The sequence below is a fragment of the Acidimangrovimonas sediminis genome, assembly GCF_002871005.1.
Classification (GTDB): Bacteria; Pseudomonadota; Alphaproteobacteria; order Rhodobacterales; family Rhodobacteraceae; genus Acidimangrovimonas; species Acidimangrovimonas sediminis.
The window spans coordinates 334,765-357,620 of the sequence record NZ_PHSN01000006.1; the positions used below are offsets into that span (position 1 = coordinate 334,765).

The following is a 22,856-nucleotide window of genomic DNA, read 5'->3' on the forward strand; positions in this document are numbered from 1 at the left end:
CGGCGCGGTACACCAGATCCATGAGCGACACGACCGACGACCCCAATATCGGCCCCCAGGCCATCGCCGAGCCCCTGCGCCGCGCGATCGGCGAGCGGTATCTGACCTATGCGCTGTCCACGATCATGGACCGCGCCCTTCCGGATGCGCGCGACGGGATGAAGCCGGTGCACCGGCGAATCCTCTATGCCATGCGCGAATTGCGCCTGTCGTCCTCGGGCGGGTTCCGCAAGTCGGCCAAGATCTCGGGCGACGTGATGGGGAACTATCACCCGCACGGCGACGCCGCGATCTACGACGCGATGGCGCGCCTCGCGCAGGATTTCAACGTCCGCTACCCGCTGGTCGACGGTCAGGGGAACTTCGGCAATATCGACGGGGACAACCCCGCCGCCAGCCGTTACACCGAGGCGCGGCTGACCGCGGCGGCCGAGGCGCTGATGCAGGGCCTCGACGAGAACGCAGTCGATTTTCGCCCGAACTACGACGGCACGCTGTCGGAGCCCGCGGTTCTGCCTGCGGCGTTTCCGAACCTGCTGGCCAACGGGTCGAGCGGGATCGCGGTCGGCATGGCCACCAACATCCCGCCGCACAATATCGGCGAGCTGGTCGAGGCCTGCCTTCACCTGATCAAGACGCCCGACGCCCGCGACGAGACGCTGGTGAACATGATCCCCGGCCCGGATTTCCCGACTGGCGGCGTCATCGTCGAACCGCGCGCGAATATCGTCGAGGCCTATCGCACCGGGCGCGGCGCTTTCCGTCTGCGCGCGCGCTGGCATGTCGAGGATCTGGGTCGCGGCACCTGGCAGATCGTGGTGACCGAGATCCCGTACCAGGTGCAGAAATCGCGCCTGATCGAGAAGCTGGCCGAGCTGATCCAGACCCGCAAGGTGCCCGTCTTCGGCGATGTCCGGGACGAAAGCGCCGATGACGTGCGTCTGATCATCGAACCCAAGTCGAAGAACGTCGATCCGGAACTTCTGATGGGGATGCTGTTCCGCAACTCCGATCTCGAGGTGCGGTTCTCGCTCAACATGAACGTGCTGATCGACGGGCGGACGCCCAAGGTCTGCTCTCTCAAGGAGGTGCTGCGCGCCTTCCTTGACCACCGGCGCGACGTTTTGCAGCGGCGCTCCAAGCACCGGCTGGAAAAGATTGACCACCGGTTGGAGGTGCTCGCGGGCTTCATCACGGCCTTCCTCAACCTCGACCGGGTGATCGACATCATCCGCTATGACGAGGACCCGAAGGCCGCGCTGATGCGCGAGGACTGGACGCGCGAATTCGTCCGCGCCATGTCCGAGGCCGATTACGTTTCGCCGCCGGAAGGTCCGGGAGAGCTGACCGAGGTGCAGGCCGACGCCATCCTCAACATGCGGCTGCGCAGCTTGCGGCGGCTGGAGGAGATGGAGCTTCTGCGCGAGCAGGCCGCGCTGCGCGAGGAACGTTCCGGTCTGATGGCACTGCTCGGCGCCGAGGCGCTGCAATGGTCGAAGATCGCCGAGGAGCTGCGTGAGGTGCGCAAATCCTTCGGGAAGGACGCGCCGAACGGTGCGCGCCGCACCGATTTCGCCGAGGCCGGCGAGGTCGAGGAGGTACCGCTGGAGGCGATGATTGAGCGTGAGCCGGTCACGGTGGTCTGTTCGAAGATGGGTTGGATCCGCGCGATGAAGGGGCATATCGCCCTCGATTCGGAGCTGAAGTTCAAGGACGGGGACGAGGGGCGGTTCATCTTCCACGCCGAGACGACCGACCGCCTGCTGATCTGCGGCACCAACGGCCGGGTCTATACCGTGACGGCGGCGAATCTGCCGGGCGGGCGTGGCATGGGCGAACCGCTGCGCCTGATGATCGACCTTCCGAACGAGGCGGGAATCGTCGAGATCCTGATCCATCGGCCGGGCGACAAGCTTCTGGTGGCATCGACCGCCGGCGACGGCTTCCTCGTGCCCACGGACGAGGTGCTGGCGCAGACCCGTGCCGGCAAGGTGGTGCTGAACGTGAAGGACGACGTGAAGGCACATGTCTTCCGCAAGGCCACGGGCGACCATGTCGCGGTGGTGGGCGAGAACCGCAAGGTCCTCGTCTTCGCGATGGAGGAACTGCCCGAGATGGCGCGGGGCAAGGGCGTGCGGCTGCAGAAGTACAAGGATGGCGGTCTGTCGGACGCCACCACCTTCACGCTGGCCGACGGTCTGAGCTGGAAGGACCCGGCGGGCCGTACCCGGACCGAGACCGACCTTGCCGAGTGGCTGGGCAAGCGCGCCAGCGCAGGCCGCATGGCACCCCGCGGCTTCCCGCGCGACAACCGGTTCAACTGAGCTTCCTTTCCGGCGGTCGATCCGGCCCGGCGATCCTTTGCCGGGCCGCGGTTCCGTCGAAGGGAACCGCCTTGCATCCGGCTGCGTTTGAGGGGCAAACCTTCGGTCGGATGGTCCGTCCGCGGGCCAAGAACGGGCGGTCGATCATGTCCGCCCCAAACGGGAGGATACCAATGAAACTCGCCCTCATCGCCATTCCGCTTGCCTGCCTGTCGCTTGCCGGCTGCGTCGAAGATGGCAGCGGCCCATCCTATTCCAGCGCGCCGCCGGTGCAGCAGATGGACGTGCGGACCGGCACGATCGTCGGTGTGCGCAACGTCGAGGTGCAAACCCATGACGGCAATCGCGAAGCGGCGGGCACCCTCTTGGGCGCGGCTGCGGGCGGCCTGCTCGGCAACCAGTTCGGCAAGGGCGGCGGCAAGACCGCGGCGACCATCGTCGGCGTCGGTGCCGGTGCCGCGATCGGCAACAGCATGGCCAAGAGCGGCTCCAACAGCGTGAGCTACAGCCGGGCGTGGAGCGTGCGCCTCGATCACCGCATGGGCATGATCTCGGTCATCCAGGACGGCCGCAACCTGCGCGTCGGTGACCGCGTGCGCGTGATCGGCAACGGCAACAACGTCCACCTCGAGCATTACTGACGCGCGCGCCCGGCGGTTCCCGAGCCGCCGGCCCATCGTCACGCAAGGCCCCGGCACCGCGGTGTCCGGGGTCTTTTCATGTGGCGAGGGGCGGACCGGCGGGGGCGCTGCCCCCTGCACCCCCGGGATATTTGAGAGCAGAAAGACGGAAGCGGCTAGAGGCGCAGGAGGGCGGGCAGGTCGGCCATGGCGTGGAACACCTGCGCGCCCTCGGCGGTGAGGCGGGCGCCGTCGCCATGGGCGGCGTAGCCGAAGCAGGGAATGCCCGCGTTTCGCGCGGCGCGCGCGCCGGTCGCGCTGTCCTCGATCACGACGCAGCGCGCGGGATCGGCGGCGACCGCGCCGGCGGCGTGAAGGTAGAGGTCGGGGGCGGGCTTGGGCTTGCCGAGGGCCTGGCCCGAGAACATCCGCCCCTCTAGCCGGCGGTAGAGCCCGGGGTGCTGGCCCAGCGTGATCTCCATCTTCCGGTCGGTCCCGTTGGAGCCGACGGCGTAGCGCACCCCCGCGGCATCGAGCGCGTCGAAGACCGCCTCGATCCCCGGCACGAGCGGCGTGCCCTCGGCGAGGATCTCGTAGATCCGTTCGTAGAAATCCTCGCCCCAGCCGTCGGGCAGGGGGGCGCCGGCAGCGCGGGCGCGTTCGGCCACCGTGTGGATCGTGCCGCCGACGTAGTCACGCTCGATCTCCGGCATGTCGAGGTGCAGGCCGTAGGCGGCGAAGTCCTTTTGCAGCAGCGCGAGGAGGAGTGGCTCGCTGTCGACGAGTACGCCGTCGCAATCGAAGAGCACGGCCTCGGGCGGGGCCGTCAGGGGATAGGGCGTCATGGCGCCTCCAGGATGGTGACGAGGGTATCGCCGTACTGGCGCTGGTCGAGGGTCTCGAACCCCTCGGGGATGGTGGGGGGCGTGCCTTCCTCCCAGACGACGAGGGCACCGGGAGCTATCCAGCCGCCGGCTTGGGCCGCGGCAAGGGCGCGTTCGCCCAGCCCCGCGCCGTAGGGCGGGTCGAGGAAGACGAGGTCGCAGGGGGCGCCGCGATTCTCGCCCAGCCGGGTCGCATCGCGGCGGTAGAGGTCGGTCGTGCCCATGGCGCGGGTCTTGTCGATGTTCTCGCGGATCAGGGCGCGGGCCTTCACCCCGTCGTCGACGAAGGTGACCCGCGCCGCGCCGCGCGACAGCGCCTCGAGCCCCAGCGCGCCGGTGCCGGCGAAGAGGTCGAGGACGCGCGCGCCGGTGATCGGGTCGCCGTAGCCGCCGTTGACCAGCAGGTTGAAGATCGATTCGCGGACCCGGTCGGTGGTGGGGCGCAGATGGGCCCCGGGGTCGCCCTTGCCGACGCTTGCCAGCGCGAGGCCCCGGTGCTTGCCGGCGATGATCCTCATTCCGTGGCCCCGGTTACTGGTCCGCTCACTGGGCCGGGGCCTTCAGGAGCGCCTTGAGGTCGGTCGCGGGGTCGGCCACGATCCCGGGCGCGGGGGAGCGGCCGGCCTCGATCAGCCGTTTCGCCACCATGTAGGCGCGCGGGTCGTTCATCGCGTCGATCGCCAGCAGCCTGTCGCCGGCGTAGTACCAGTGAGAGGTGCCGCCGCCTTCGGCGTTGGCGTCGTGGCGGCCGACGATGCGGTCGGCGCCGGTGCCCAGCCCGGCGATCTGAAGCTTGACGTCGTACTGGTCCGACCAGAACCACGGTTTCGCGTCATAGGCGCGGTCGGCCCCCAGCATGTTGGCGGCGACCAGTTCGCCCATGTCGATCGCGTTGCCGACGCTTTCAAGGCGCATCCGGCCCGTGGCCCCGGGAAAGGAGGCGCAATCGCCTGCGGCCCAGATATGCGGGTCGGAGGTGAGCCCCTGCGCGTCGCAGCGGATCCCGTTCTCGACTGCAAGCCCCGCGGCTTCGGCAAGCGAGGTTTCCGGCCGGATGCCCACGCCGACGATCACGAAATCGGCCTCGATCCGCGTGCCGTCGGTGAACTCCGCCCCGGTGACCCGCGCCTCGCCCAGAAGGCGCTTCAGCCCGGTGCCTTCGCGGATCTCGACCCCGTGCCGGGTGTGCAGGTCGCGGAAGTAATCCGCCGTCTCGGCGCAGGCGACACGGCCGAGGATGCGCGGCGCGGCCTCGATCAGCGTGACCTTCAGGCCCAGCTTTGCCGCGACTGCCGCGGCCTCCAGCCCGATGTAGCCGCCGCCGACAACCAGCAGGCGCGCACCGCGGCGGAACTCGTGCGCCATGGCGTCGATGCCGTCGAGGGTGCGCACCGTGTGGACACCTTCCAGTTCTCCGCCGATGTCGGCGGGCAGGCTGCGGGGCACGGCGCCGGTGGTCAGCGCAAGCTTGTCATAGCCCAGCACCTCGCCGCCCACGGTCACGGTTCGCGCCGCAGGATCGAGCCTGGTGACCGGCTTGCCGAGGCGCAGGGTGATCTTCTGCTCGGCGTAGAACGCATCGGAGCGCAGGAAGAGCCGTTCAAGCTCCATCTCGCCCAGCAGATATTGCTTGGACAGCGGCGGGCGCTGGTAGGGGGGCTGGTGTTCCTCGCCGATCAGGGTGAGGGGGCCTTCGAACCCCGTGGCCCGAAGCTTCGCCGCCAGCGAGGCCCCTGCCTGTCCAGCGCCGATGATGACGATCCCTGTCATGGTGGACCCTGTCATGGAGGTCTCCGATTTCCCTGGTGGCGACGATGGCCGATTTCACTGGCCCGCCCGCGTGCTGACCCTATATGCCGGAACACAGGATACGCAACGCGAGAGGACTCGATATGACAATTTCGGTGGGCGATGCGCTGCCCGGTGGCACGCTTCTGAAACTCGGCGAAAAGGGGCCGGAACAGGTTTCGGTGGAAGAGCTGACCAAGGGCCGAAAGGTCGTGCTGTTCGCGCTGCCCGGCGCCTATACCGGCACCTGCACCACCGCCCATGTTCCCAGCTTCATCCGCACCAAGCAGGCCTTCGACGGCAAGGGCGTGGACGCCGTGGTCTGCGTGTCGGTCAACGATCCCTTCGTGATGGGGGCCTGGGGCGAATCGACCGGCGCCACCGGCGCCGGGATCGCCATGCTGGGCGATGCCGACGGGGCCTTTACCAAGGCGATGGGCATGGATTTCACCGCCCCGCCCGCGGGCCTTTACGGCCGGTCCAAGCGCTATGCGCTTTATGCCGAGGACGGCGTGGTCAAGGTGCTGAACGTCGAGGAAAGCCCCGGCGTGTGCGAGCTGTCGGCGGGCGAGATGCTGCTCGACGCGATCTGAGGCCGGCGTTTTCGTGGGTTAGCGGGGAGGGGGCGGGTGCCTTCTCCCGCCTGGCCCTTTCCCCCGGCGCATGTGCGAGGGGGGAAAGGGCTTTTGCGTATTTGGGGAACAATGAAAGGGAAGGGGCCCCTTTTCCCCGAAGGGTGCGTTCAGCGCTGCGGGCCGTCGACATCCTCGTCGTCGTTGTCGGGCAGGATGCTGGCCTCGGGCGCCGGTTTGGCGGGCGGGGCAGACGGTGTGGACGGGGTTTTGGGCTCGTCCGTCTTCGGGGCGACGCCGCCGGCGGCCACGAGGGTTCGCGTCGGGAAGGGGATGTCGATGCCGTTCGCGTCGAACTCTTCCTTGATCCTGCGCAGGATGTCGTGGCTGTAGGCCCAGTAATCGGGCCGGTTCGCCCAACCGCGCACCCGGAAATCGACCGAGCTGTCGTTCAGGTTCGACACCTGCACGAAGGGCGCGGGATCGGCCAGCGTGCGTTCGTCTGCGGCCAGCACGTCGCGGATGATCTGTTCCGCCTTGGCGAGATTCGCGCCATAGCCCACGCCGATGATCCATTCCGCGCGGCGCGTCGGCAGCACCGAGTAGTTGGTGATCGTGTTCCCCCAGACCTTGGAGTTGGGCATGATCACCTGCAGGTTATCGGCCGTCGCCAGCTCGATATAGTTCAGGTTGATCGAGACGATGGTGCCGTAGGTCCCGCTCACCTCGACGAAATCGCCAAGCTTGAACGGCCGGAAGATGATGATCATCACCCCTGCCGCCACGTTCGACAGCGTCCCCTGCAGGGCCAGGCCGACGGCCAGGCCGGCGGCGCCGATGACCGCGACGATCGAGGTGGTCTGGATCCCGAAGGTGTTCAGTACGAACAGGATCGTGAAGGTCAGGATGGCGTATCGGGTGATGTTGCCGAGGAAGGTGAACAGCGTGTCGTCGAGCCGGGCATATCGTTTGGACAGCCCGCTGATGCGGTTGTCAGCCCAGCGGCCCAGGAAGAAGCCCACGACGAGGATCAGAATCGCCGAAAGCACAGATCCCGCCAGCGAGGCGAGGAACGGGATGGTGATCACGTCGGCAATGGATTTGCCCTGCAGAAGGGGCGTGTGAAGGATGTTGTAGAAGAACTGGTTCATGTCGAAAGGGCGTCCATCTTCTTGGCCAGTTTGATGTCGAGTTCGGTCAGGCCGCCTGCGTCATGAGTGGAGAGGGTGACCTCGACCGTCCCATATACATTGCGCCACTCGGGGTGGTGGTTCCATTTCTCGGCCCAGAGCGCAACCCGCGTCATCCAGCCGAAGGCCGCGACGAAGTTGTCGAAGTCGAAGGTTCTGGCGATCGCGTCGCGGCCCGGGACCTCGGTCCAGCCGGTACGGGAAAGTTCGGCCAGCGCGCCGACGCGGGCCTCGTTCGAGAGTTTCTCGGCCATGTCTACTCCTCCGGTTCTGCGGTGGGCGAGGGCCCGGTCTTGCGGAACGGGCCGTATTCGGTCAGCACCTCGATTTCTTCGTCGACGGCGCGTTCCTCGGCCTCGAGGAACTGCGCCACCGCGCGCCTGAGGCCGGCATCGGCGATCCAGTGCAGCGAATGTGTCTGCACGGGCAGGTAGCCGCGCGCCAGCTTGTGCTCGCCCTGAGCGCCGGCCTCGACCCGCATCAACCCCTGCGCGATGGCATGGTCGATCGCCTGGTAATAGCAGAGCTCGAAATGCAGGCAGGGGTGATCCTCGATGCAGCCCCAGTAGCGGCCGTAGAGCGTCTCGCGCCCGATGAAGTTGAGCGCGCCGGCAATCCAGCGCCCCTCGCGCTCGGCCAGCACGAGGAGGATGTCGTCGGCCATGGTCGCGTGGATCTCGTCGAAGAACTCGCGCGTCAGGTAGGGCGTGCCCCACTTGCGGCTGCCGGTATCCTGGTAGAAGCGCCAGAAGGCGTCCCAGTGTTCGGGCCGCAGCGTGGCGCCGGTGAAGGCATGGATCGTGCCGCCGAACGCCTGCGCCGTGCGGCGCTCCTTGCGCAGGGTCTTGCGCTTGCGCGACGACAGGTCGGCAAGGAAGCCGTCGAAATCGGCGTAGCCGCGGTTCACCCAGTGGAATTGCTGGCTGACGCGGTGCATCAGGCCCATCTCCGCCCCGGCGCGGGCCTCATCCTCGGTACAGAAGGTGACGTGGACCGAGGACAGGTCGTTGCCGTCGGCGATCTGCACCGCCCCCTGCACCAGCGCGGCGCGCCCGGTCTCCTCGAACTCCGGCAGGGTAAGGAAACGTCGCCCGGTCGCGGGGGTGAACGGCACGGCGATCTGAAGCTTGGGGTAATAGCGTCCGCCCGCCCGCTCCCAGGCATGCGCCCAGTTGAAATCGAAGATGTACTCGCCCTGGCTGTGGCTCTTGACGTAGAGCGGCGCGACGGCGATCAGCACCTCCCCCTGCCGCACGGCGAGGGGGCGCGGATCCCAGCCGGTCCCCTGTCCGACCGAGCCGGAGCGTTCCAGCGCGCTCAGGAACCGGTGGGTGGTGAAGGGATCGAGGGGGCGCCCGCCGTCCGCCGCTTCGGGGCAGGCACAGGCGTCCCACTCCGCGGCGGGAACCTCGGAGACGGAGGAAAGCAGGGTGACGTCGACGGTGTCGGTCATGCTGGGCAGGGCCGGGTCGGGAATGTTGCGCGCATATCCCGCCAAGATGGCCCATCCCCGGTCAGGGTCAAGTCGGCGCCGCGCTGATCGCTGTGGTCGGCCAGGATGGTTTGTCGGGATGACCGCCGCGCGCGCCGTCGCGATTCGACACGCCGCACCTTCATCTTGGCGAAAATACTCCACGCGGGTCCGGGGGCGCGAAGCCCCCGGCCTGTCCGCTGCCGCCTCCGGTTGGGGAATGCTCCGGTCGCCTCAGCCGGGGATCGCCGCCGGATAGTTCTCGAAGGTGATGCCCTGTGCCACCTTGCGCGCCTCGGCCTCGGCCTCGGGCGAGCGGATCGTCCAGCACAGGATCGCGGCACCCTGCGCCTTCAGCTCGGCCACCCGGGGGCGTGACAGATCCTTCGCCTCGTGGCTGATGAAGCTGGCGCCGACGCGGTCGTAATCGGGGATCTCGCGCAGCTCCGCGGCGCGGGCCGGGGGCAGCAGCTTCCAGTCCTCGGGCGCGTAGCCGCAGGTGGTCAGGCCGCGCGGGATCGCCGGGGCAAGCCCGGCCATCGCGGCCACCGAATGCGGGTTGAAGGACATCACCGCCAGCGGCCCGGTGTATCCCCTGAGCAGCGCCGCGGCGGCGGCCTCCAGCGCGCCCACGCCGGGCCCGCTTGCCCCGTCCTGGTCCTTGATCTCCACCAGCAGCGGCACCCGGCCGGCAACGGTGTCCAGCACCTCGGCCAGCGTCGGAATCGTGCCCCCGCCGATCAGTGGCAGACGGCCCAGCTCGGCCGCGCTCCGGCCCTTTATCGGCCCGGCCTCGCCCGTCAGACGCTTCAGATCATAATCGTGAAAGACCATCGGCACCCCGTCCGACGAGGGCTGGAGGTCGATCTCGATCCCGTAGCCCGCGGCGATCGCGGCCTCCACGGCGGGCAGCGAATTCTCGGGCCGCCCGGCCGCACGGTCATGATAGGCGCGATGCGCGATCGGCAGGCGCAGGAAGTCCTGCGGCAGGGCGGGCGACATCAGCGGATCTCGAACACGCCGTCGATCTCGACGGCGACGCCCATCGGCAGGGCGCCCGCGCTGACGGCCGACCGGGCGTGGCGGCCCTTGTCGCCCAGCACCTCGACCAGCAGGTCGGAGGCGCCGTTGACGACCTTGGGCTGTTCCGTGAACTCGGGGACCGAGTTGACGAAACCGGTCAGCTTTACCACCCGGACCAGGCGTTCCAGGTCGCCCTCGCAGGCGGCGCGGACCTGCGCCAGAAGGCTGAGCGCGCAGCGCTTCGCGGCGGCGGCGGCCTCTTCGGTCGTCAGGTCGCGGCCGACCTTGCCGGTGATCAGCCCGTTCTCGTCGGCACTGATCTGGCCCGAGACATGCAGTAGGTCGCCCGAGCGGACATAGGGAACGTAATTCGCCGCCGGCGCCGGGGCGTCTGGCAGGGTCAGGCCAAGGTCGGCCAGGCGGGTTTCGATCGTGCTCATCGCATCCTCCGGGTTCATGCGTCGCGGGGACGCTAGCCCAAGGCGCGAACGGCGAAAAGGGAGGATCGGGCGCCCGTCCCCTGCCGTTCGGTCCCCGGCCATGCCGGCGTGGCAACCCTGCCGGTCTGCCGCGGATCCCCGGGGTGCGGCGTGAGGGTGGCCCATCAGCTTTCGCGGAAAGCACGGCGGAAATAGTCGGCGAACGGTTTGAGCAGGTAGTCGGCGGGGCTGTGGCTGCCGGTCGAAAGATAGGCCTCCACCGGCATCCCGGGTTTCAGCGGCCTGCCAAGCCGCCCGGCCTCGCCCGGGTCGAGGGCGATCTCGGCGAGGTAGCGGGGGCGGCCGGTGGAATCGGTGACCGCGTCGGGCGAGACCCGCACGACATGGCCCGAAAGTTCCGGCGTGGTGCGCGCGGGCAGCGCCGACAGCCGCAGCCGCGCCGCCTGTCCCGCGCGCACTTCGTCGATGTCGAGCGCGGAGACCTCCGCGCTGATGACCAGCGGGCGGTCCTGCGGCACGATCGACAGCAGTGGCTCGGCGGGGCGCAGCACGGCGCGCGGCGTGGTCAGGACCAGGCCCAGAACGATCCCCGACGCGGGCGCGCGCAGGGTCAGCGCGTCGCGCCGGGCAGCCAGCGCGCGGCGCTGCGCGGCAAGCGCGGCGATCTTCTCGCCGAGGTCGCGCAGCCCCGACAAGGCCTCTTCGCGGCGCTTCGCGGCAAGGCGCGTGCGCTCGATCCTGATCTCGGTGCGCTGGCCCTCGGCGGCGGCATGGCTGGCGGTCAGCCCGGCCAGCACCCCGTCGAGGCGCGCGGCCTCGCGCTCCAGCGCCAGAACCCGGGCGGTCTCGGTCAGGCCGCGGGCGCGCAGCCGGCGCTGGGTGTCCAGCTCGGCCCCGATCAGGGTGCGCTGGCGGGTCAGCGCCGCAGCCTGTGCCGCGAGGCCCGCGATCTGGGCGCCGGCCTGGCCCGCGCGTTCGGCAAGCTGGGCGTCTATCCGCTCCGTGTCCGATCGCCGGGCGGCATGAAGCTGCGCCTGCCCGGCCAGCAGGGCCGCGACGGCAGGATCGGAAGCTGCGGCGGCGGCAAGCGCCGGATCGGGCCGCAGCGTTGGGCGGTCGTCGCGCTCCGCCTCGAGCCGCGCGCGATGGGCGATAAGCTCCCACCAATGGGCGTCGGCGGCGTCGGCTTCGGCGCCAAGTTCGGTGCCGTCGAGACGTGCGAGGACCTGCCCCGCGGTCACCTCGTCGCCCTCGGCCACGGCGAGGCTGGCGATCACGCCGCCGGTCGGGTGCTGCACGACCTGACGATTCTGCGACGGGGCGATCCGTCCCGGCGCGATCACCGCGGCGGAGAGACGGGCGCCGAGGGTCCAGCCGCCCAGACCGCAGACCAGAAGCGCCACCGCGAGCCATCCGGTCAGAAGCGCGCCGCGGGCCGGGGCGGCGGCATGGACTGGGTCACGAAGGGTGCCACGCAAGGGGGCCTCCTGCTGCGCCAAGGTCATGCCCGGCCCCCCGGCACCAGTCGCGGGGTGAGACTGACCCGCGGGCCCGGGTCGGCCTCTGCCCGATCTGCCCGTCCGGGGTCTCCCTGTCCGGGCGCAACCTGTCCGGGCCCAACCTGTCCGGCCCCAACCTGTCCCTTTGCGCTCAGCACCTGCTCGCGCGGACCGATTGCGCGGAGGTTGCCGGCCTCGAGGATCATCAGCTGGTCGCATTCCTGCACCGCGCTACGGCGGTGCGCCATGACCAGCACCGCCCGCCCTGCCGCCTTGGCGCCGCGGATCGCGGCGTTCAGCGCGGCGCCCCCCGTGGCGTCGAGATGGGCGTCGGGCTCATCCAGGATCAGGAGTGCGGGGTCGCGGTAGAGCGCCCGGGCGAGGCCGATCCGTTGAAGCTGGCCCGCCGAGAGAAGGGCGCCCGCAGGCGAGACGCGGGTCTCGTACCCGTCGGGCAGGGCCAGGATCATCTCGTGCGCGCCGGCCTGGCGGGCGGCGGCGATCACGGCGCAGGGGTCCGCCCCGCCCTCGAACCGGGCGATGTTCTCGGCCAACGTTCCCTCGAACAGCACCACCTGCTGCGGCAGGTAGCCGAGGTGGCGGCCAAGCATGTCGGGCGCGTAGCGGCCCAGCGGTGCGCCCCCTAGCGTGATGCTGCCCGCGGTGGGCGGCCAGAGCCCGGCCAGGGCCCGGGCCAGCGCGGTCTTGCCGGCGCCGGTCGGGCCGATCACACCCATCGCCTGTCCCGGCGCGATCTCGAAGCTCACCGCGCGCAGGGCCGCCGTGCGGCTGCCGGGGGGCATCACGGTGACTTGCGACAGCGAAAGTGCCGAGCGCGGCGGCGGCAGGGCCAGCGGGGTGGCGGGGGCCGGGGTTCCCGACAGCAGGCCGGCCAGCCGGTGCCGCGCCCCCGAAGCCCGGGAAAGCACCGTCCACTGCCCGAGGATGAGCTCCACCGGAGCCAGGGCGCGGCCCACCAGCACCGAGGTGGCGACCATGGCGCCGGGGGTCAGAGCGTCGCGCAGCACCAGCCAGGCCCCGAGGCCCAGAAGCGCCGATTGCAGGGTCAGCCGCAGGCCGCGCGTGGCGGCGGCAAAGCCGCTGTGCCGGTCGCCCAGCCGCAGCCCGGCATCGCGCGCCGTGTCCTCCTCGCGGCGCCATCGGGCATAGCCCGCGCCAGCCATGCCCAGGGCCCGCACGGTGCCCGCCTCGGCGCGAAGCTGCGCCGAAAGCCGTGCCGCGCGGGCGGCGGCCTCCGACGCCTCGGCGCCGGGGCCGCGTGTCGCCAGCCGGTTGCCCAGCGTCAGCAGCACGAGGCCCGCGCCCCCCGCCGTCGCGGCGATGCCGAGCAGCGGGTGGAAGACGAAGATCGCGCCAAGGAACAGCGGCGTCCACGGCAGGTCGAAGAACGCGGCGACCACCGGCGCGGCCATCGCGCCGCGGATCAGGTCGAGGTCACGCTGGGCTACCTCGGCACGGGGGTCGTCCGGGTGCTGCGCCAGGCGCGACAGCGCGGCGGCGAAGACCCGGGCGCCCATCCGGTCATGGGTGCCCGCCCCGGCCCGCGCGATCAGGCGCGCCCGGGCGTGATCGAGCACCGCCATAATGGCATAGAGAAACACGGCCAGAAGGCTGAGCGCGGTCAACGTCTCGACCGAGTGGGCGGTCAGCACGCGGTCGTAGACCTGCAGCATGTAGAGCGGCCCGGTCAGCATCAGCAGGTTGACGAAGGCGCCGAAGATGGCGGCCTGCCAGAGCAGCGGCCGCCCCGGGCGCGCCGCCGTGCGAAGCTCTTCCCACCCTGCGGCGAGGGGATCCGTACCTCCGTCCGATCTGATCCCGCCCGCCATCCGCCCGTTTCTCCGCCCTGACGTCGCAAAGGATTCCGTGCGCCGCGGCAGCGCGGGCCGGGGCGATTCCGCGGCGCGGCGACCGTTGCACGACGTCCCCACCGCCCGAGAACAGGGGCGTTCAGGTTGCCTTCACGGAACCGAGCGCCTATCTGTTGCGCTCGTACTGATCAGGACAGTGACACAAGACCATTTCCGGAAAGCTAAGGCATGTGGCGAAATCGTTCCTCCTCCTCCCGTGAGCTGACGACAGTTTCCGTGACCCTTTCGCGGCCCCGCCGGCAGCCTTTGCGCGCCGGTGCGAGGGGCGACGGCGGGGCCGCGCGGACCCTTCCGGCAAAGGCCTTGCCTGCGCTTGGGGTCGTTGCGGCGCTGGCTCTCTCGGCCTGTGCGCCCGCACCCAAGGGGGGTGGCATCAACGACCCCTACGAGAAGCAGAACCGGGCCGTGCACCGGTTCAATGTGGGTCTCGACAGGCACCTGGTGAAGCCCACCTCGAACGTCTACGGCCATGTCGTGCCCGAGCCGATTCGGCAGGGGGTGGCGAATTTCGCCTCGAACCTCTCGCAGCCAAGCTACATCCTCAACGATCTCCTGCAGGGCGATGTCGGTGATGGCGCGCACACGCTGTTTCGCTTCGTCGTGAACACCACGGCGGGCGTGGGCGGCATCTTCGATCCGGCCACCGCGCTTGGCATCAACGACCAGCCCAACGACTTCGGCCACACGCTGAGTGTCTGGGGGGCGCGGCAGGGGGCCTATCTCGAGGTGCCGGTGCTGGGCCCGTCGACAGAGCGCGACCTGACCGGCACCGTGGTGGACCTGGCGATCAACCCGATGAACTTCCTGCTCAACGGCGACGAGCGGAAGGGCGGCTTCGTCGTGCAGGTCTTCAAGAAGCTGGGGAACCGCTACAAGTACTCGTCGACCGTGGATTCGATCCTATATGGATCGGGAGACAGCTACGCGCAGGAGCGTCTGATCTATCTTCAGAGCCGCGACTACCAGCTCGGCATCAAGTCCAAGGACGATGCCTTCACCGACCCCTACGAGGACCCCTATGGCAATTGACACCCACAGCCCCTCGCGCCGCACCGTGCTTGCCGGCCTGATGGCCGGTTCGGCCGCCCTGGCGATCGCCGGCCCGGCCGCCGCACTGGACACCGCACAGGCCCGTTCGCTGGTGAATTCCGTCGTCGACGAGATCAACAGCGTGATCAACTCGGGCGGGACCCTGAACCAGATGATTCCGCAGTTCGAGCACCTGTTCAATCAGTACGCGGACGTCAACATCATCGCGCAATCCTCGATGGGCGTGGCCTACCGCAGCGCGACTCCGGCGCAGCGCCAGGCCTATATCGAGGCGTTCAAGGGCTACCTTGCCCGCAAGTACGGCAAGCGTTTCCGCGAATTCATCGGCGGCAAGATTGCCGTCACGGGGGCGAGCGAGATCAAGTCGGGCATCTACCAGGTCACCTCCACCGCCAAGCTGCGTGGTCAGAGCCCGTTCGAGCTTGACTGGCTGGTGTCGAACAAGTCGGGCCGCAACCTGTTCTTCAACCTGATCATCGACGGTGTGAACATGCTGGCGACCGAGCGAACGGAGATCGGCGGCCTGCTCGACCGCAACGGTGGCAATGTCGACAAGCTGATCGCGACGCTGAAACGGGCGGGCTGAGGCCTAACCTCATCACGGACGACCGAGAAGGGGCGGTGCCTGCCGGGCACCGCCCCTTTTCCGTTGTCGTGTCATCTTTGGCTGCGATGGAAGGGCGTTCCCGCTGCCAAGGGCGTGAGGGGAGCAGGGAGGGGCGCCGGGCCGTGTTTGGCCCGGCGGCGCTCAGTTCTTGCCGCCGAAGAGGCGCGAGACGTCGTTGAGGATCTGCTGGGCGACATTGCCGCCGCCGCCGCTGTTGTCGTTCGCCTCGGCGCCGGTCAGCGGGTTGCCCTGATTGTCGCTCTGCGGCGGGGTGCGCGGCGCCGGAACCGTCATCGGCAGCTGCACGACCGGCGGGTTCTTGGCCTGGTCGATGTTGGTCATCAGCGCGTGCCAGATGTCGGCCGGGATGCCGCCGCCGGTCACGCGGCCCGTCATCGGCGAGTTGTCGTCGTTGCCGATCCAGACGCCGGCCACGTAATTGCCGGTGAAGCCTACGAACCACGCATCGCGGCTATCCTGCGAGGTGCCGGTCTTGCCCGCGGCCTCGCGGTCGGGAAGCTTGGCGTGATGTCCGGTGCCGCTCTCGACGACCTGGTGCATCATGTAGATCAGAAGCTTTGCCGCGTCGGGAGAGATCACCCGCTCGCCCACGCCGCCTTCCTTGCCGATCAGGGGCGTGTTGTCGCCGCGGAGCGAAAGCGAGGTCATGCCGTAGGGTTTCACCGCCTGGCCGAGGTTCAGGATCCCGGCATAGGCGCCCGTCATGTCGAGGAGCGTCGCGTTCGACACCCCCAGCGCGACCGCCGGACCCTGGGCCAGGTTCGTCGTCAGGCCGAATTCCTTGGCGACCTTGCGCACATTGTCGAGGCCCACCGCCGTCGCTACCCGCACCGCAGGAATGTTCAGCGACTTCTTCAGCGCGGTGGTCAGGGTCACGAGGCCCTCGTAGGTGCGTTCGTAGTTCTTCGGCGACCATTTCTGCCCGTTCGGCATGTGCACGGTCAGCGGCGTATCCTCGACGTAATCCGAAGGCGAATAGCCCATGTCCATGGCCACGGCGTAGATGAACGGCTTGAAGGCCGAACCAGTCTGACGCTCGGCCTGGACTGCGCGGTTAAAGCCGCCCGGCGCCTCGGAGGTGCGGCCGCCAACCATGGCGCGCACGGCACCGTCGGGCGACATCACCACCACCGCGACCTGCACCTTGGACCCGTCCTTGAGCTTCTTGTCGAAGACGTCGTGCACGGCGCTCATGGCGGCCTGCTGGACCTGCGGGTCGAGGGTGGTCTTTACGGTCACGTCCTCGGTCGTCTGCGACGAGAGGTAGGCGGGCAGGGTGTCCATCACCCAGTCGGCGAAGTAGCCGCCGGAATGGTTGGTCGCGCTTTGCGACAGCGTCGCCGGTTCGGCCTTGGCCGTAGCCGCCTGGGCCAGCGTCAGGTAGCCCTGCTGCTGCATCAGGTCGATCACCACGTCCGCCCGGGCCTGCGCGCGCTTGAGGTTGTTGGTCGGCGCATAATAGCTGGGCGCCTTCAGAAGACCGGCAAGCATCGCCGCCTCGGCCGGGGTGACCTGCTTGGCCGACTTGCCGAAATAGCGCTGCGCCGCGGCCTCGAAGCCGTTGGTGCCGGCGCCCAGATAGGCGCGGTTGAGGTAGATCGAGAGGATCTGGTCCTTGGTGTATTTCCACTCCAGCGCGAAGGAGTAGGGCACCTCCTGGATCTTGCGCCACAGCGTCGACTGGCGGCAATCGTTCTGGTACTCGGTCTCGTTCTTCCACTTCGACGGATCGTAGGGCGTGCCGAGGCACAGAAGCTTCGACACCTGCTGGGTGATCGTCGAACCGCCGTTGCCTTCGAATGGGCCACGGCCAGCACGCAGGTTGATCGCCATGGCGCCGACGATGCCGCGCGGCGAGATGCCGAAGTCGTGCCAGAAGCGGCGGTCCTCGGTCGCGACCACGGCGTCGCGCAGGTAGGGCGAGACGTTCTTGGCAGAGATCTGGTCGAAGGTGCGGCCGCGCCAGGCGAAGGGCTTGCCGTCATCGTCGATCATGGTGACAGACCCGCGCGAGCGGCCGTCCATCAGGTCCTTCGCGGCGGGCAGCTTGGTCTCGAAATAGATCGTGGCGGCGATCACCACGACGGCGCCAACGAGGGCCAGCCGCCAGAAGAGCGCCCAGATCACCCGGAGAATCAGGCGCAGCAGACGCAGCGGCGCGCCGATCAGGCCACCGCCGCCGCCGCCCGAGGGGCGGCGCGGTGCCGGTTGACGCCGCGGGCGCTTGGGGGGCTTGCCGCCGCCGCCGGATCCGCCGCCGGCGCCGCTTGCGCGCCGGGCACCGCCCGACTTCGCCGAAGACGCCTTGCCCTTGGCCGAGTTGCCCCGCGCCGAGGTTTTCGACGCACCCGCGCGCCGCTCTGCCACCAGGGGTGGCCGGTTCGAATTTCCGCTCATGTCCTGGCCTGCTCGACCCCGCCGCCGCTGGTGCAGGGGGCTGTCTTCGGTTGCAGGGCTGTACCGCCCCTTTTCGGAACAATCTACCCTTTGAGCAGCGGAAAGCGAAGTCTGGAGCGTCCCTGATTCCGTTTCAATTTCGCCCAAAAAAATAACACATAGGATTATTTGTGCAAAAATTGTGCAACATGGGGCTGTGACGAGGCAGATGTAACAACCGCGCGACTTGTTCTGGAACCGCGTTCACGGCCTTCTTCCGCCGTGGGCGTCTTCGCGAGAGCTGCCGACTGCCAAAAACGGGAAGGAAACGACAGTGAAACTGATCATTGCTGCAATCAAGCCGTTCAAGCTGGAGGAGGTACGCGAGGCGCTGACCTCCATCGGCGTGCGCGGCATGATGGTGACGGAAATCAAGGGGTTCGGCTCGCAATCGGGGCATACCGAGATCTACCGCGGCGCCGAATACGCGGTGAACTTCGTCCCGAAGGTCAAGCTGGAGATCGTCGTCGCGGACGGCCTGGCCGACCAGGTGGTCGACACGATCCAGAAGACCGCCAAGACCGACAAGATCGGCGACGGCAAGATCTTCGTCCTCGACGTCGCCCAGGCGGTGCGTGTGCGGACGGGCGAACTCAACGACGACGCGCTCTGACGCGGCAACGACAGGGAAGAGAGACAACGACATGGCGAACTTGAAGAAAACCCTGGGCCTGGCGGCGGCAATCGCCGCGCTCACGGCCCTGCCGGCCTTCGCGCAGGACGCGAAGTTGAGCGGCGCGGATACGGCCTGGATGATGACCTCGTCGCTGCTGGTGCTGTTCATGACGCTTCCGGGCCTGGCGCTGTTCTACGGCGGCCTGGTGCGCACCAAGAACATGCTCAGCGTGCTGATGCAGTGCTCGATCATCACCGGCGTCGTGATGATCGTCTGGGTGGTCTACGGCTATTCGCTGGCTTTCGGGTCGGGCAACGCGATCTACGGTGGGTTCGAGAAGGCCTTCCTTGCGGGAATCACGCCTGACACGCTGTCGGGCACGATCCCGGAATACGTCTTCATCGTGTTCCAGATGACCTTTGCGGTGATCACGCCGGCGCTGATCGTCGGCTCCTTCGCCGAGCGGATGAAGTTCTCGGCTCTGACGCTGTTCTCGATCCTGTGGGTGACCTTCGTCTACTTCCCGATCGCCCACATGGTCTGGGGCGGCGGCTACCTCGGGGCGCAGGGCGCGAAAGACTTTGCCGGCGGCACCGTGGTGCACATCAACGCCGGTGTCGCGGGCCTCGTCGGGGCGCTGGTCCTGGGGCCGCGCCTGGGCTTCGGCAAGGAGAACATGGCGCCGCACTCGATGACCCTGACCATGGTCGGCGCCTCGATCCTGTGGGTCGGCTGGTTCGGCTTCAACGCCGGGTCGGAACTGGCCGCGGACGGCATCGCCGGTCTCGCCATGATCAACACCTTCGTCGCCACCGCCGCCGCACTCGTGTCGTGGTGCGCGGTCGAGGGCATGGCCCGCGGCAAGGCCTCGATGCTGGGCGCCGCCTCGGGCATGGTTGCCGGCCTCGTCGCCATTACCCCGGCCTGTGGCTTCGTCGGCCCGATGGGTGCGGTCGTCCTGGGTCTGATCGTCTCGCCGATCTGCTACTTCTTCGTCACCACGGTGAAGTCGAAGTTCGGCTATGACGACAGCCTCGACGTCTTCGGCGTGCACGGCATCGGCGGCATCGTCGGCGCCATCCTGACCGGTGTCTTCTGCGCCCCCTCGCTGGGCGGCACGGGCTATGGCGACGGCGTGACCATGGCGCACCAGATCTACGTGCAGATCGAGGCGGTCGTGATCACCATCGTCTGGTGCGGCGTGATCTCGTTCATCCTGTACAAGATCGTCGACATGATCCTGGGCCTGCGCGTCGATGCGGACAGCGAGCGCGAAGGTCTGGACATCAGCCAGCACGGCGAAGCTGCCTACCACAGCTGAGCCCTACGGACAGGCAAGACCGGAAGGCGGCGGGGGAAACCCCGCCGCCTTTTCTTGTGCGGGACCGGAGGGCGGTTGCCGGCGGTCTTGACTTCGCCCCGCACTGCGCCGTTCCTTCACGCACGGACACGCGAGAGGGAGGAGACCGCGATGACCAAGTTGACCAGAATGTTTGCCACGGCGTTGGGGCTGGCATTGGCGGGAGGGGCGGCGGCCCAGGCCGCGAGCTTTGCCGATATCCAGTCTTCGGGCACATTGCGGGTGGGCACCCCCGGCGATTACGCGCCGTTCAGCGTGGCCAGGGCGGACGGCGGTTACAAGGGGGCGGACGTGGTCGAGATCGGGCGCGTGGCCAAGGCGCTCGGGCTGCAGATCGCGTGGGTCAGGACCAGCTGGAAGGATCTGGCCGCGGACACCAAGGCCGACAGGTTCGACATCGCGGTGGGCGGGATCACGATCACCGATGCGCGCAAGGAATTCGCCGCTTTCACCGTGCCGCTGGTGACCGACGGCAAGCGGCCGATCGTGCGCTGCGCCGACAAGGACAAGTACGTGACGCTGGCCGCGATCGACAAGCCGGACGTCCATGTCGTGGTGAACGTGGGTGGCACCAACGACGCCTTCGCCAAGGCGAACCTGAGCCATTCCGACCTGACGCATTTCGACGACAACACGAAGATCTTCGACCAGATCGTCTCGGGGAAAGAGGACGTGATGGTGACCGACGGGGTCGAGGTAGACCACCAGGCGCTGCTGCATCCGGGGGTGCTGTGCGCGGCGGAGGTGAAGGCGCCGTTCACCCACAGCCAGAAGGGCTACATGATGCAGAAGGATCCGGCGCTGAAGGCGGCGGTGGACAAGGTGCTTTCGGCTGACATCAAGTCGGGGGCGTGGCAGAAGACGCTGACCGAGGCCGAGAAGCAGCCCTGAGCGGGGCGCCTCGTCGGGCGCTGCGCGCCTCCTCGGCCGAGGAGGCGCCCACAGGCGCCCGAGGAGGCGGCCGCCGTCAGATCCCGACCTTGCCGATCGCCTCGGCCAGGATCGGCACGGTCTTCTGGTTCAGGCCCGCGATGTTCATTCGCGAATCGCCCACCATGTAGATCCCGTGTTCCTCGCGCAGCTTCAGCACGTCTTCGGGCGAGGCGCCCAGCCGCGAGAACATGCCGCGGTGCTGCGCGATGAAGCCGAAGCGGTCCGACCCGGTCACCCGGCGCAGCTCGCTCGCCAGCTGTTCGCGCAGCGCCAGCATCGTCGTGCGCACCTCCTCGAGCTCGGCCATCCAGTCGGCGCGCAGCTCGGGATCGGTGAGGATCGTCGTCACCACCCGCGCGCCGTGATCCGGCGGGAAAGAGAAGTTCTGGCGGTTCAGGTAGGCCATCGCGCCCTGCGCCAACTCGGTGTCCTTCGCATTGGCCGAGAGGGCCAGCAGGATCCCCGTACGCTCGCGGTAGATGCCGAAGTTCTTGGAGCAGGAGGCGGCGATCAGCATTTCGGGCAGGCGCTCGGCCAGAAGCCGCGTCGCAGCGGCGTCCGCGTCCAGCCCGTCGCCGAAGCCCTGGTAGGCGAGGTCGACCATCGGCAGCGCGCCGGTCCTTTCCAGCGCGGTCGCGACTTCGGCCCATTGGGTCAGGTTCAGGTTGGCGCCGGTCGGGTTGTGGCAGCAGCCGTGCAGCAGCACGACGTCGCCGGGCTGCACCTTGGCGAGATCGGCCATCATTCCGTCGAAATCCACCGCCCGCGTGTCATTGTCGAAATAGCGGTAGGATTGCATCGGGATGTCGAGGTGCTTGAGCATCGACAGGTGGTTGGGCCAGGTCGGATCCGAGACCCAGACGGTCATGTCCGGCGAGGCCATGCGCGCCAGCTCGAACGCCATGTGCACGGCGCCGGTGCCGCCCGGGGTCGCCGCCGAGGCGACGCGCGCCCTGTCGTACCCTTCCCCCAGCACCAGCCCGGCCATCGCGTCGCGATAGGCCGCCTCGCCCACCAGCGCGGTGTAGCTCTTGGTGGTCTCGCTCTCCAACAGGCGCTTTTCCGCGGCCTTCACCGCGCGCATCACCGGGGTGTTGCCGTCCGGGTCCTTGTAGACGCCGACGCCGAGGTCGACCTTGGTGTCCCGCGGGTCGGCGCGGTAAAGCGCCATGAGTTCGAGGATCTTGTCCTGTGCCTGGGGTTTCAGGTTGCCGAACATCTCATTCCCCTTTCGCGACCTTGAGGTCGTTGTACATGCCCCACTCGGCCCAGGAGCCGTCGTAGAGCGCGTGGTTGCGGTGGCCGAGCATCTCGAGCGCCAGGCTCAGGATCGCTGCCGAGACGCCCGACCCGCAGGTGGTGATCGCGGGCCTGGCGAGGTCGACCCCGGCGGCGTCGAAGGCGGCGCGCAGTTCCTCGGGCGATTTCATCGTGCCCTGGGGGGTGACGAGGCCGAGGGCAGGCACGCTCTTGGAGCCGGGGATATGACCCTGGCGCAGGCCGGGGCGCGGTTCCGGATCCTCGCCGCGAAACCGGCTGGCGGGACGGGCGTCGAGGATCTCCCAATCGCCCAGCTTCGAGGCGGCGGCGACCTGCGTCACGTCCTTCACCAGGTTGGCCTGACGCTGCACGGTCATGTGCCTGTCGCGCACCATCGGGGCGATGTCCTCGATCGGGCGGCCCTCGGCGCGCCACTTCGGCAGGCCGCCGTCGAGCACCGCGACATCGGTCTTGCCCATCAGTCGGAAGGTCCACCAGACCCGCGGGGCCGAGAACATGCCGTGGTTGTCGTAGATCACCACCTGGTGGCCGTCGCCCACGCCCATGGCGCGCAGCCGCGAGATGAATTTCTCGGGCGGGGGGGCCATGTGCGGCAGCTCGCTGCGCTGGTCCGAGATCTCGTCGATGTCGAAGAACCGCGCACCGGGTATGTGGCCGGCCTCGTATTCCGCCTTCGGATCGCGGTTCATCGAGGGCAGGTACCACGAGCCGTCGATCACCCGCAGGTCCGGATCGTTCAGATGCGCCTCGAGCCAGTCGGTCGAAACCAGTGTCCTCGGATCGTCCATGATGCGTGCAACCCTCCCTGCTAGAACGGCCCCGGCGGCTCCGGCGGTCGCGGCGGCGCCT

21 protein-coding genes are annotated in these 22,856 nt (G+C 68.6%); 8 read left to right on the forward strand and 13 right to left on the reverse strand.

From position 1 onward, the window contains the following. Positions 1-20: 20 nt before the first annotated feature. Both CVV76_RS08035 and CVV76_RS08040 read left to right on the forward strand, forming a co-directional pair. Positions 21-2,324, forward strand: a complete 2,304-nt coding sequence (locus CVV76_RS08035; protein WP_102224105.1) for a DNA topoisomerase IV subunit A — start codon at positions 21-23, stop codon at positions 2,322-2,324. Between the two features lie 173 nt (positions 2,325-2,497). Further along, positions 2,498-2,965, forward strand: a complete 468-nt coding sequence (locus tag CVV76_RS08040) for an outer membrane lipoprotein (protein WP_158243118.1) — start codon at positions 2,498-2,500, stop codon at positions 2,963-2,965. Between the two features lie 155 nt (positions 2,966-3,120). Here the strand turns inward: CVV76_RS08040 and CVV76_RS08045 are convergent, their stop codons facing one another. Genes CVV76_RS08045 through CVV76_RS08055 form a run of 3 tightly spaced genes read right to left on the reverse strand, consistent with a single transcriptional unit; the run spans position 3,121 to position 5,598 of the window. Continuing rightward, entirely contained in the window at positions 3,121-3,789 is a 669-nt protein-coding gene (locus tag CVV76_RS08045; protein WP_102224107.1) for an HAD family hydrolase, read from the reverse strand. Then, entirely contained in the window at positions 3,786-4,346 is a 561-nt protein-coding gene (gene rsmD / locus CVV76_RS08050; RefSeq protein ID WP_102224108.1) for a 16S rRNA (guanine(966)-N(2))-methyltransferase RsmD, read from the reverse strand. The genes CVV76_RS08045 and rsmD overlap by 4 nt, the downstream gene beginning before the upstream one ends. A gap of 25 nt (positions 4,347-4,371) precedes the next feature. Next, positions 4,372-5,598, reverse strand: coding sequence for an NAD(P)/FAD-dependent oxidoreductase (locus CVV76_RS08055; RefSeq protein ID WP_102224109.1), 1,227 nt, complete (start codon positions 5,596-5,598; stop codon positions 4,372-4,374). A gap of 122 nt (positions 5,599-5,720) precedes the next feature. Between CVV76_RS08055 and CVV76_RS08060 the strand changes: the two genes are divergently transcribed. Beyond that, positions 5,721-6,209 (forward strand): peroxiredoxin, encoded by a 489-nt coding sequence (locus CVV76_RS08060; RefSeq protein WP_102224110.1) that lies wholly within the window; start codon positions 5,721-5,723, stop codon positions 6,207-6,209. A 149-nt stretch (positions 6,210-6,358) separates the two neighbouring features. Here CVV76_RS08060 and CVV76_RS08065 read toward each other — a convergent pair whose 3' ends face one another. The 7 genes from CVV76_RS08065 to CVV76_RS08095 all read right to left on the reverse strand — a co-directional run bounded on the left by CVV76_RS08065 (position 6,359) and on the right by CVV76_RS08095 (position 13,661). Next, a complete protein-coding gene (locus CVV76_RS08065; protein ID WP_102224111.1) occupies positions 6,359-7,339 on the reverse strand; it encodes a mechanosensitive ion channel family protein in 981 nt (326 codons plus the stop codon). Continuing rightward, on the reverse strand, positions 7,336-7,632 hold the full coding sequence (locus CVV76_RS08070; RefSeq protein WP_102224112.1) for a 4a-hydroxytetrahydrobiopterin dehydratase: 297 nt from the start codon (positions 7,630-7,632) through the stop codon (positions 7,336-7,338). Before CVV76_RS08070 ends, CVV76_RS08065 begins: the two co-directional genes overlap by 4 nt. A 2-nt stretch (positions 7,633-7,634) precedes the next feature. After that, positions 7,635-8,831: a GNAT family N-acetyltransferase gene (locus CVV76_RS08075; RefSeq protein ID WP_102224150.1), complete on the reverse strand. Its 1,197-nt coding sequence runs from the start codon at positions 8,829-8,831 to the stop codon at positions 7,635-7,637. Positions 8,832-9,083: 252 nt separating this feature from the next. Beyond that, positions 9,084-9,851: a glycerophosphodiester phosphodiesterase family protein gene (locus CVV76_RS08080; protein WP_102224113.1), complete on the reverse strand. Its 768-nt coding sequence runs from the start codon at positions 9,849-9,851 to the stop codon at positions 9,084-9,086. Then, positions 9,851-10,312 carry a RidA family protein gene (locus tag CVV76_RS08085; protein ID WP_102224114.1) on the reverse strand — a complete coding sequence of 154 codons (462 nt, stop codon included), beginning with the start codon at positions 10,310-10,312 and terminating at the stop codon, positions 9,851-9,853. Before CVV76_RS08085 ends, CVV76_RS08080 begins: the two co-directional genes overlap by 1 nt. A 164-nt stretch (positions 10,313-10,476) precedes the next feature. After that, positions 10,477-11,790 carry an HlyD family type I secretion periplasmic adaptor subunit gene (locus CVV76_RS08090; RefSeq protein WP_233192769.1) on the reverse strand — a complete coding sequence of 438 codons (1,314 nt, stop codon included), beginning with the start codon at positions 11,788-11,790 and terminating at the stop codon, positions 10,477-10,479. 23 nt (positions 11,791-11,813) lie between these two features. Then, on the reverse strand, positions 11,814-13,661 hold the full coding sequence (locus CVV76_RS08095; protein ID WP_102224116.1) for a type I secretion system permease/ATPase: 1,848 nt from the start codon (positions 13,659-13,661) through the stop codon (positions 11,814-11,816). Positions 13,662-14,006: 345 nt separating this feature from the next. Between CVV76_RS08095 and CVV76_RS08100 the strand changes: the two genes are divergently transcribed. Both CVV76_RS08100 and CVV76_RS08105 read left to right on the forward strand, forming a co-directional pair. Further along, entirely contained in the window at positions 14,007-14,732 is a 726-nt protein-coding gene (locus CVV76_RS08100; protein WP_233192770.1) for an MlaA family lipoprotein, read from the forward strand. Beyond that, positions 14,722-15,339: an MlaC/ttg2D family ABC transporter substrate-binding protein gene (locus tag CVV76_RS08105; RefSeq protein ID WP_102224118.1), complete on the forward strand. Its 618-nt coding sequence runs from the start codon at positions 14,722-14,724 to the stop codon at positions 15,337-15,339. The genes CVV76_RS08100 and CVV76_RS08105 overlap by 11 nt, the downstream gene beginning before the upstream one ends. 162 nt (positions 15,340-15,501) lie before the next feature. Here the strand turns inward: CVV76_RS08105 and CVV76_RS08110 are convergent, their stop codons facing one another. After that, complete coding sequence (locus CVV76_RS08110) at positions 15,502-17,778, reverse strand: transglycosylase domain-containing protein (RefSeq protein ID WP_102224119.1); 2,277 nt, start codon at positions 17,776-17,778, stop codon at positions 15,502-15,504. A 313-nt stretch (positions 17,779-18,091) separates the two neighbouring features. On the opposite strand from CVV76_RS08110, the gene CVV76_RS08115 reads away from it, so the two are divergent. From CVV76_RS08115 to CVV76_RS08125, 3 genes are all read left to right on the forward strand, one after another. Then, positions 18,092-18,430: a P-II family nitrogen regulator gene (locus CVV76_RS08115; RefSeq protein WP_102224120.1), complete on the forward strand. Its 339-nt coding sequence runs from the start codon at positions 18,092-18,094 to the stop codon at positions 18,428-18,430. A 31-nt stretch (positions 18,431-18,461) separates the two neighbouring features. Then, complete coding sequence (locus CVV76_RS08120; protein ID WP_102224121.1) at positions 18,462-19,754, forward strand: ammonium transporter; 1,293 nt, start codon at positions 18,462-18,464, stop codon at positions 19,752-19,754. A gap of 150 nt (positions 19,755-19,904) precedes the next feature. Then, a complete protein-coding gene (locus CVV76_RS08125) occupies positions 19,905-20,684 on the forward strand; it encodes a transporter substrate-binding domain-containing protein (protein WP_199178529.1) in 780 nt (259 codons plus the stop codon). A gap of 76 nt (positions 20,685-20,760) precedes the next feature. Here the strand turns inward: CVV76_RS08125 and CVV76_RS08130 are convergent, their stop codons facing one another. Continuing rightward, positions 20,761-21,945 (reverse strand): amino acid aminotransferase, encoded by a 1,185-nt coding sequence (locus tag CVV76_RS08130; RefSeq protein WP_102224122.1) that lies wholly within the window; start codon positions 21,943-21,945, stop codon positions 20,761-20,763. A 1-nt stretch (position 21,946) separates the two neighbouring features. Further along, the gene (gene sseA / locus CVV76_RS08135) at positions 21,947-22,798 is read right to left on the reverse strand and encodes a 3-mercaptopyruvate sulfurtransferase (RefSeq protein WP_102224152.1); all 852 of its coding nucleotides are present in this window, start codon (positions 22,796-22,798) and stop codon (positions 21,947-21,949) included. Between the last annotated feature and the right edge of the window lie 58 nt (positions 22,799-22,856).

Bases quoted from the DNA above. Each gene is read 5' to 3' on its own strand.
- CVV76_RS08095 (WP_102224116.1), bottom strand. From the start codon at position 13,661: ATGGCGGGCGGGATCAGATCGGACGGAGGTACGGATCCCCTCGCCGCA.
- CVV76_RS08060 (WP_102224110.1), top strand. From the start codon at position 5,721: ATGACAATTTCGGTGGGCGATGCGCTGCCCGGTGGCACGCTTCTGAAA.
- CVV76_RS08055 (WP_102224109.1), bottom strand. From the start codon at position 5,598: ATGACAGGGATCGTCATCATCGGCGCTGGACAGGCAGGGGCCTCGCTG.
- CVV76_RS08110 (WP_102224119.1), bottom strand. From the start codon at position 17,778: ATGAGCGGAAATTCGAACCGGCCACCCCTGGTGGCAGAGCGGCGCGCG.
- rsmD (WP_102224108.1), bottom strand. From the start codon at position 4,346: ATGAGGATCATCGCCGGCAAGCACCGGGGCCTCGCGCTGGCAAGCGTC.
- CVV76_RS08065 (WP_102224111.1), bottom strand. From the start codon at position 7,339: ATGAACCAGTTCTTCTACAACATCCTTCACACGCCCCTTCTGCAGGGC.
- CVV76_RS08045 (WP_102224107.1), bottom strand. From the start codon at position 3,789: ATGACGCCCTATCCCCTGACGGCCCCGCCCGAGGCCGTGCTCTTCGAT.
- CVV76_RS08035 (WP_102224105.1), top strand. From the start codon at position 21: ATGAGCGACACGACCGACGACCCCAATATCGGCCCCCAGGCCATCGCC.
- CVV76_RS08080 (WP_102224113.1), bottom strand. From the start codon at position 9,851: ATGTCGCCCGCCCTGCCGCAGGACTTCCTGCGCCTGCCGATCGCGCAT.
- CVV76_RS08070 (WP_102224112.1), bottom strand. From the start codon at position 7,632: ATGGCCGAGAAACTCTCGAACGAGGCCCGCGTCGGCGCGCTGGCCGAA.
- CVV76_RS08105 (WP_102224118.1), top strand. From the start codon at position 14,722: ATGGCAATTGACACCCACAGCCCCTCGCGCCGCACCGTGCTTGCCGGC.
- CVV76_RS08130 (WP_102224122.1), bottom strand. From the start codon at position 21,945: ATGTTCGGCAACCTGAAACCCCAGGCACAGGACAAGATCCTCGAACTC.
- CVV76_RS08125 (WP_199178529.1), top strand. From the start codon at position 19,905: ATGACCAAGTTGACCAGAATGTTTGCCACGGCGTTGGGGCTGGCATTG.
- CVV76_RS08040 (WP_158243118.1), top strand. From the start codon at position 2,498: ATGAAACTCGCCCTCATCGCCATTCCGCTTGCCTGCCTGTCGCTTGCC.
- CVV76_RS08075 (WP_102224150.1), bottom strand. From the start codon at position 8,831: ATGACCGACACCGTCGACGTCACCCTGCTTTCCTCCGTCTCCGAGGTT.
- CVV76_RS08085 (WP_102224114.1), bottom strand. From the start codon at position 10,312: ATGAGCACGATCGAAACCCGCCTGGCCGACCTTGGCCTGACCCTGCCA.
- CVV76_RS08120 (WP_102224121.1), top strand. From the start codon at position 18,462: ATGGCGAACTTGAAGAAAACCCTGGGCCTGGCGGCGGCAATCGCCGCG.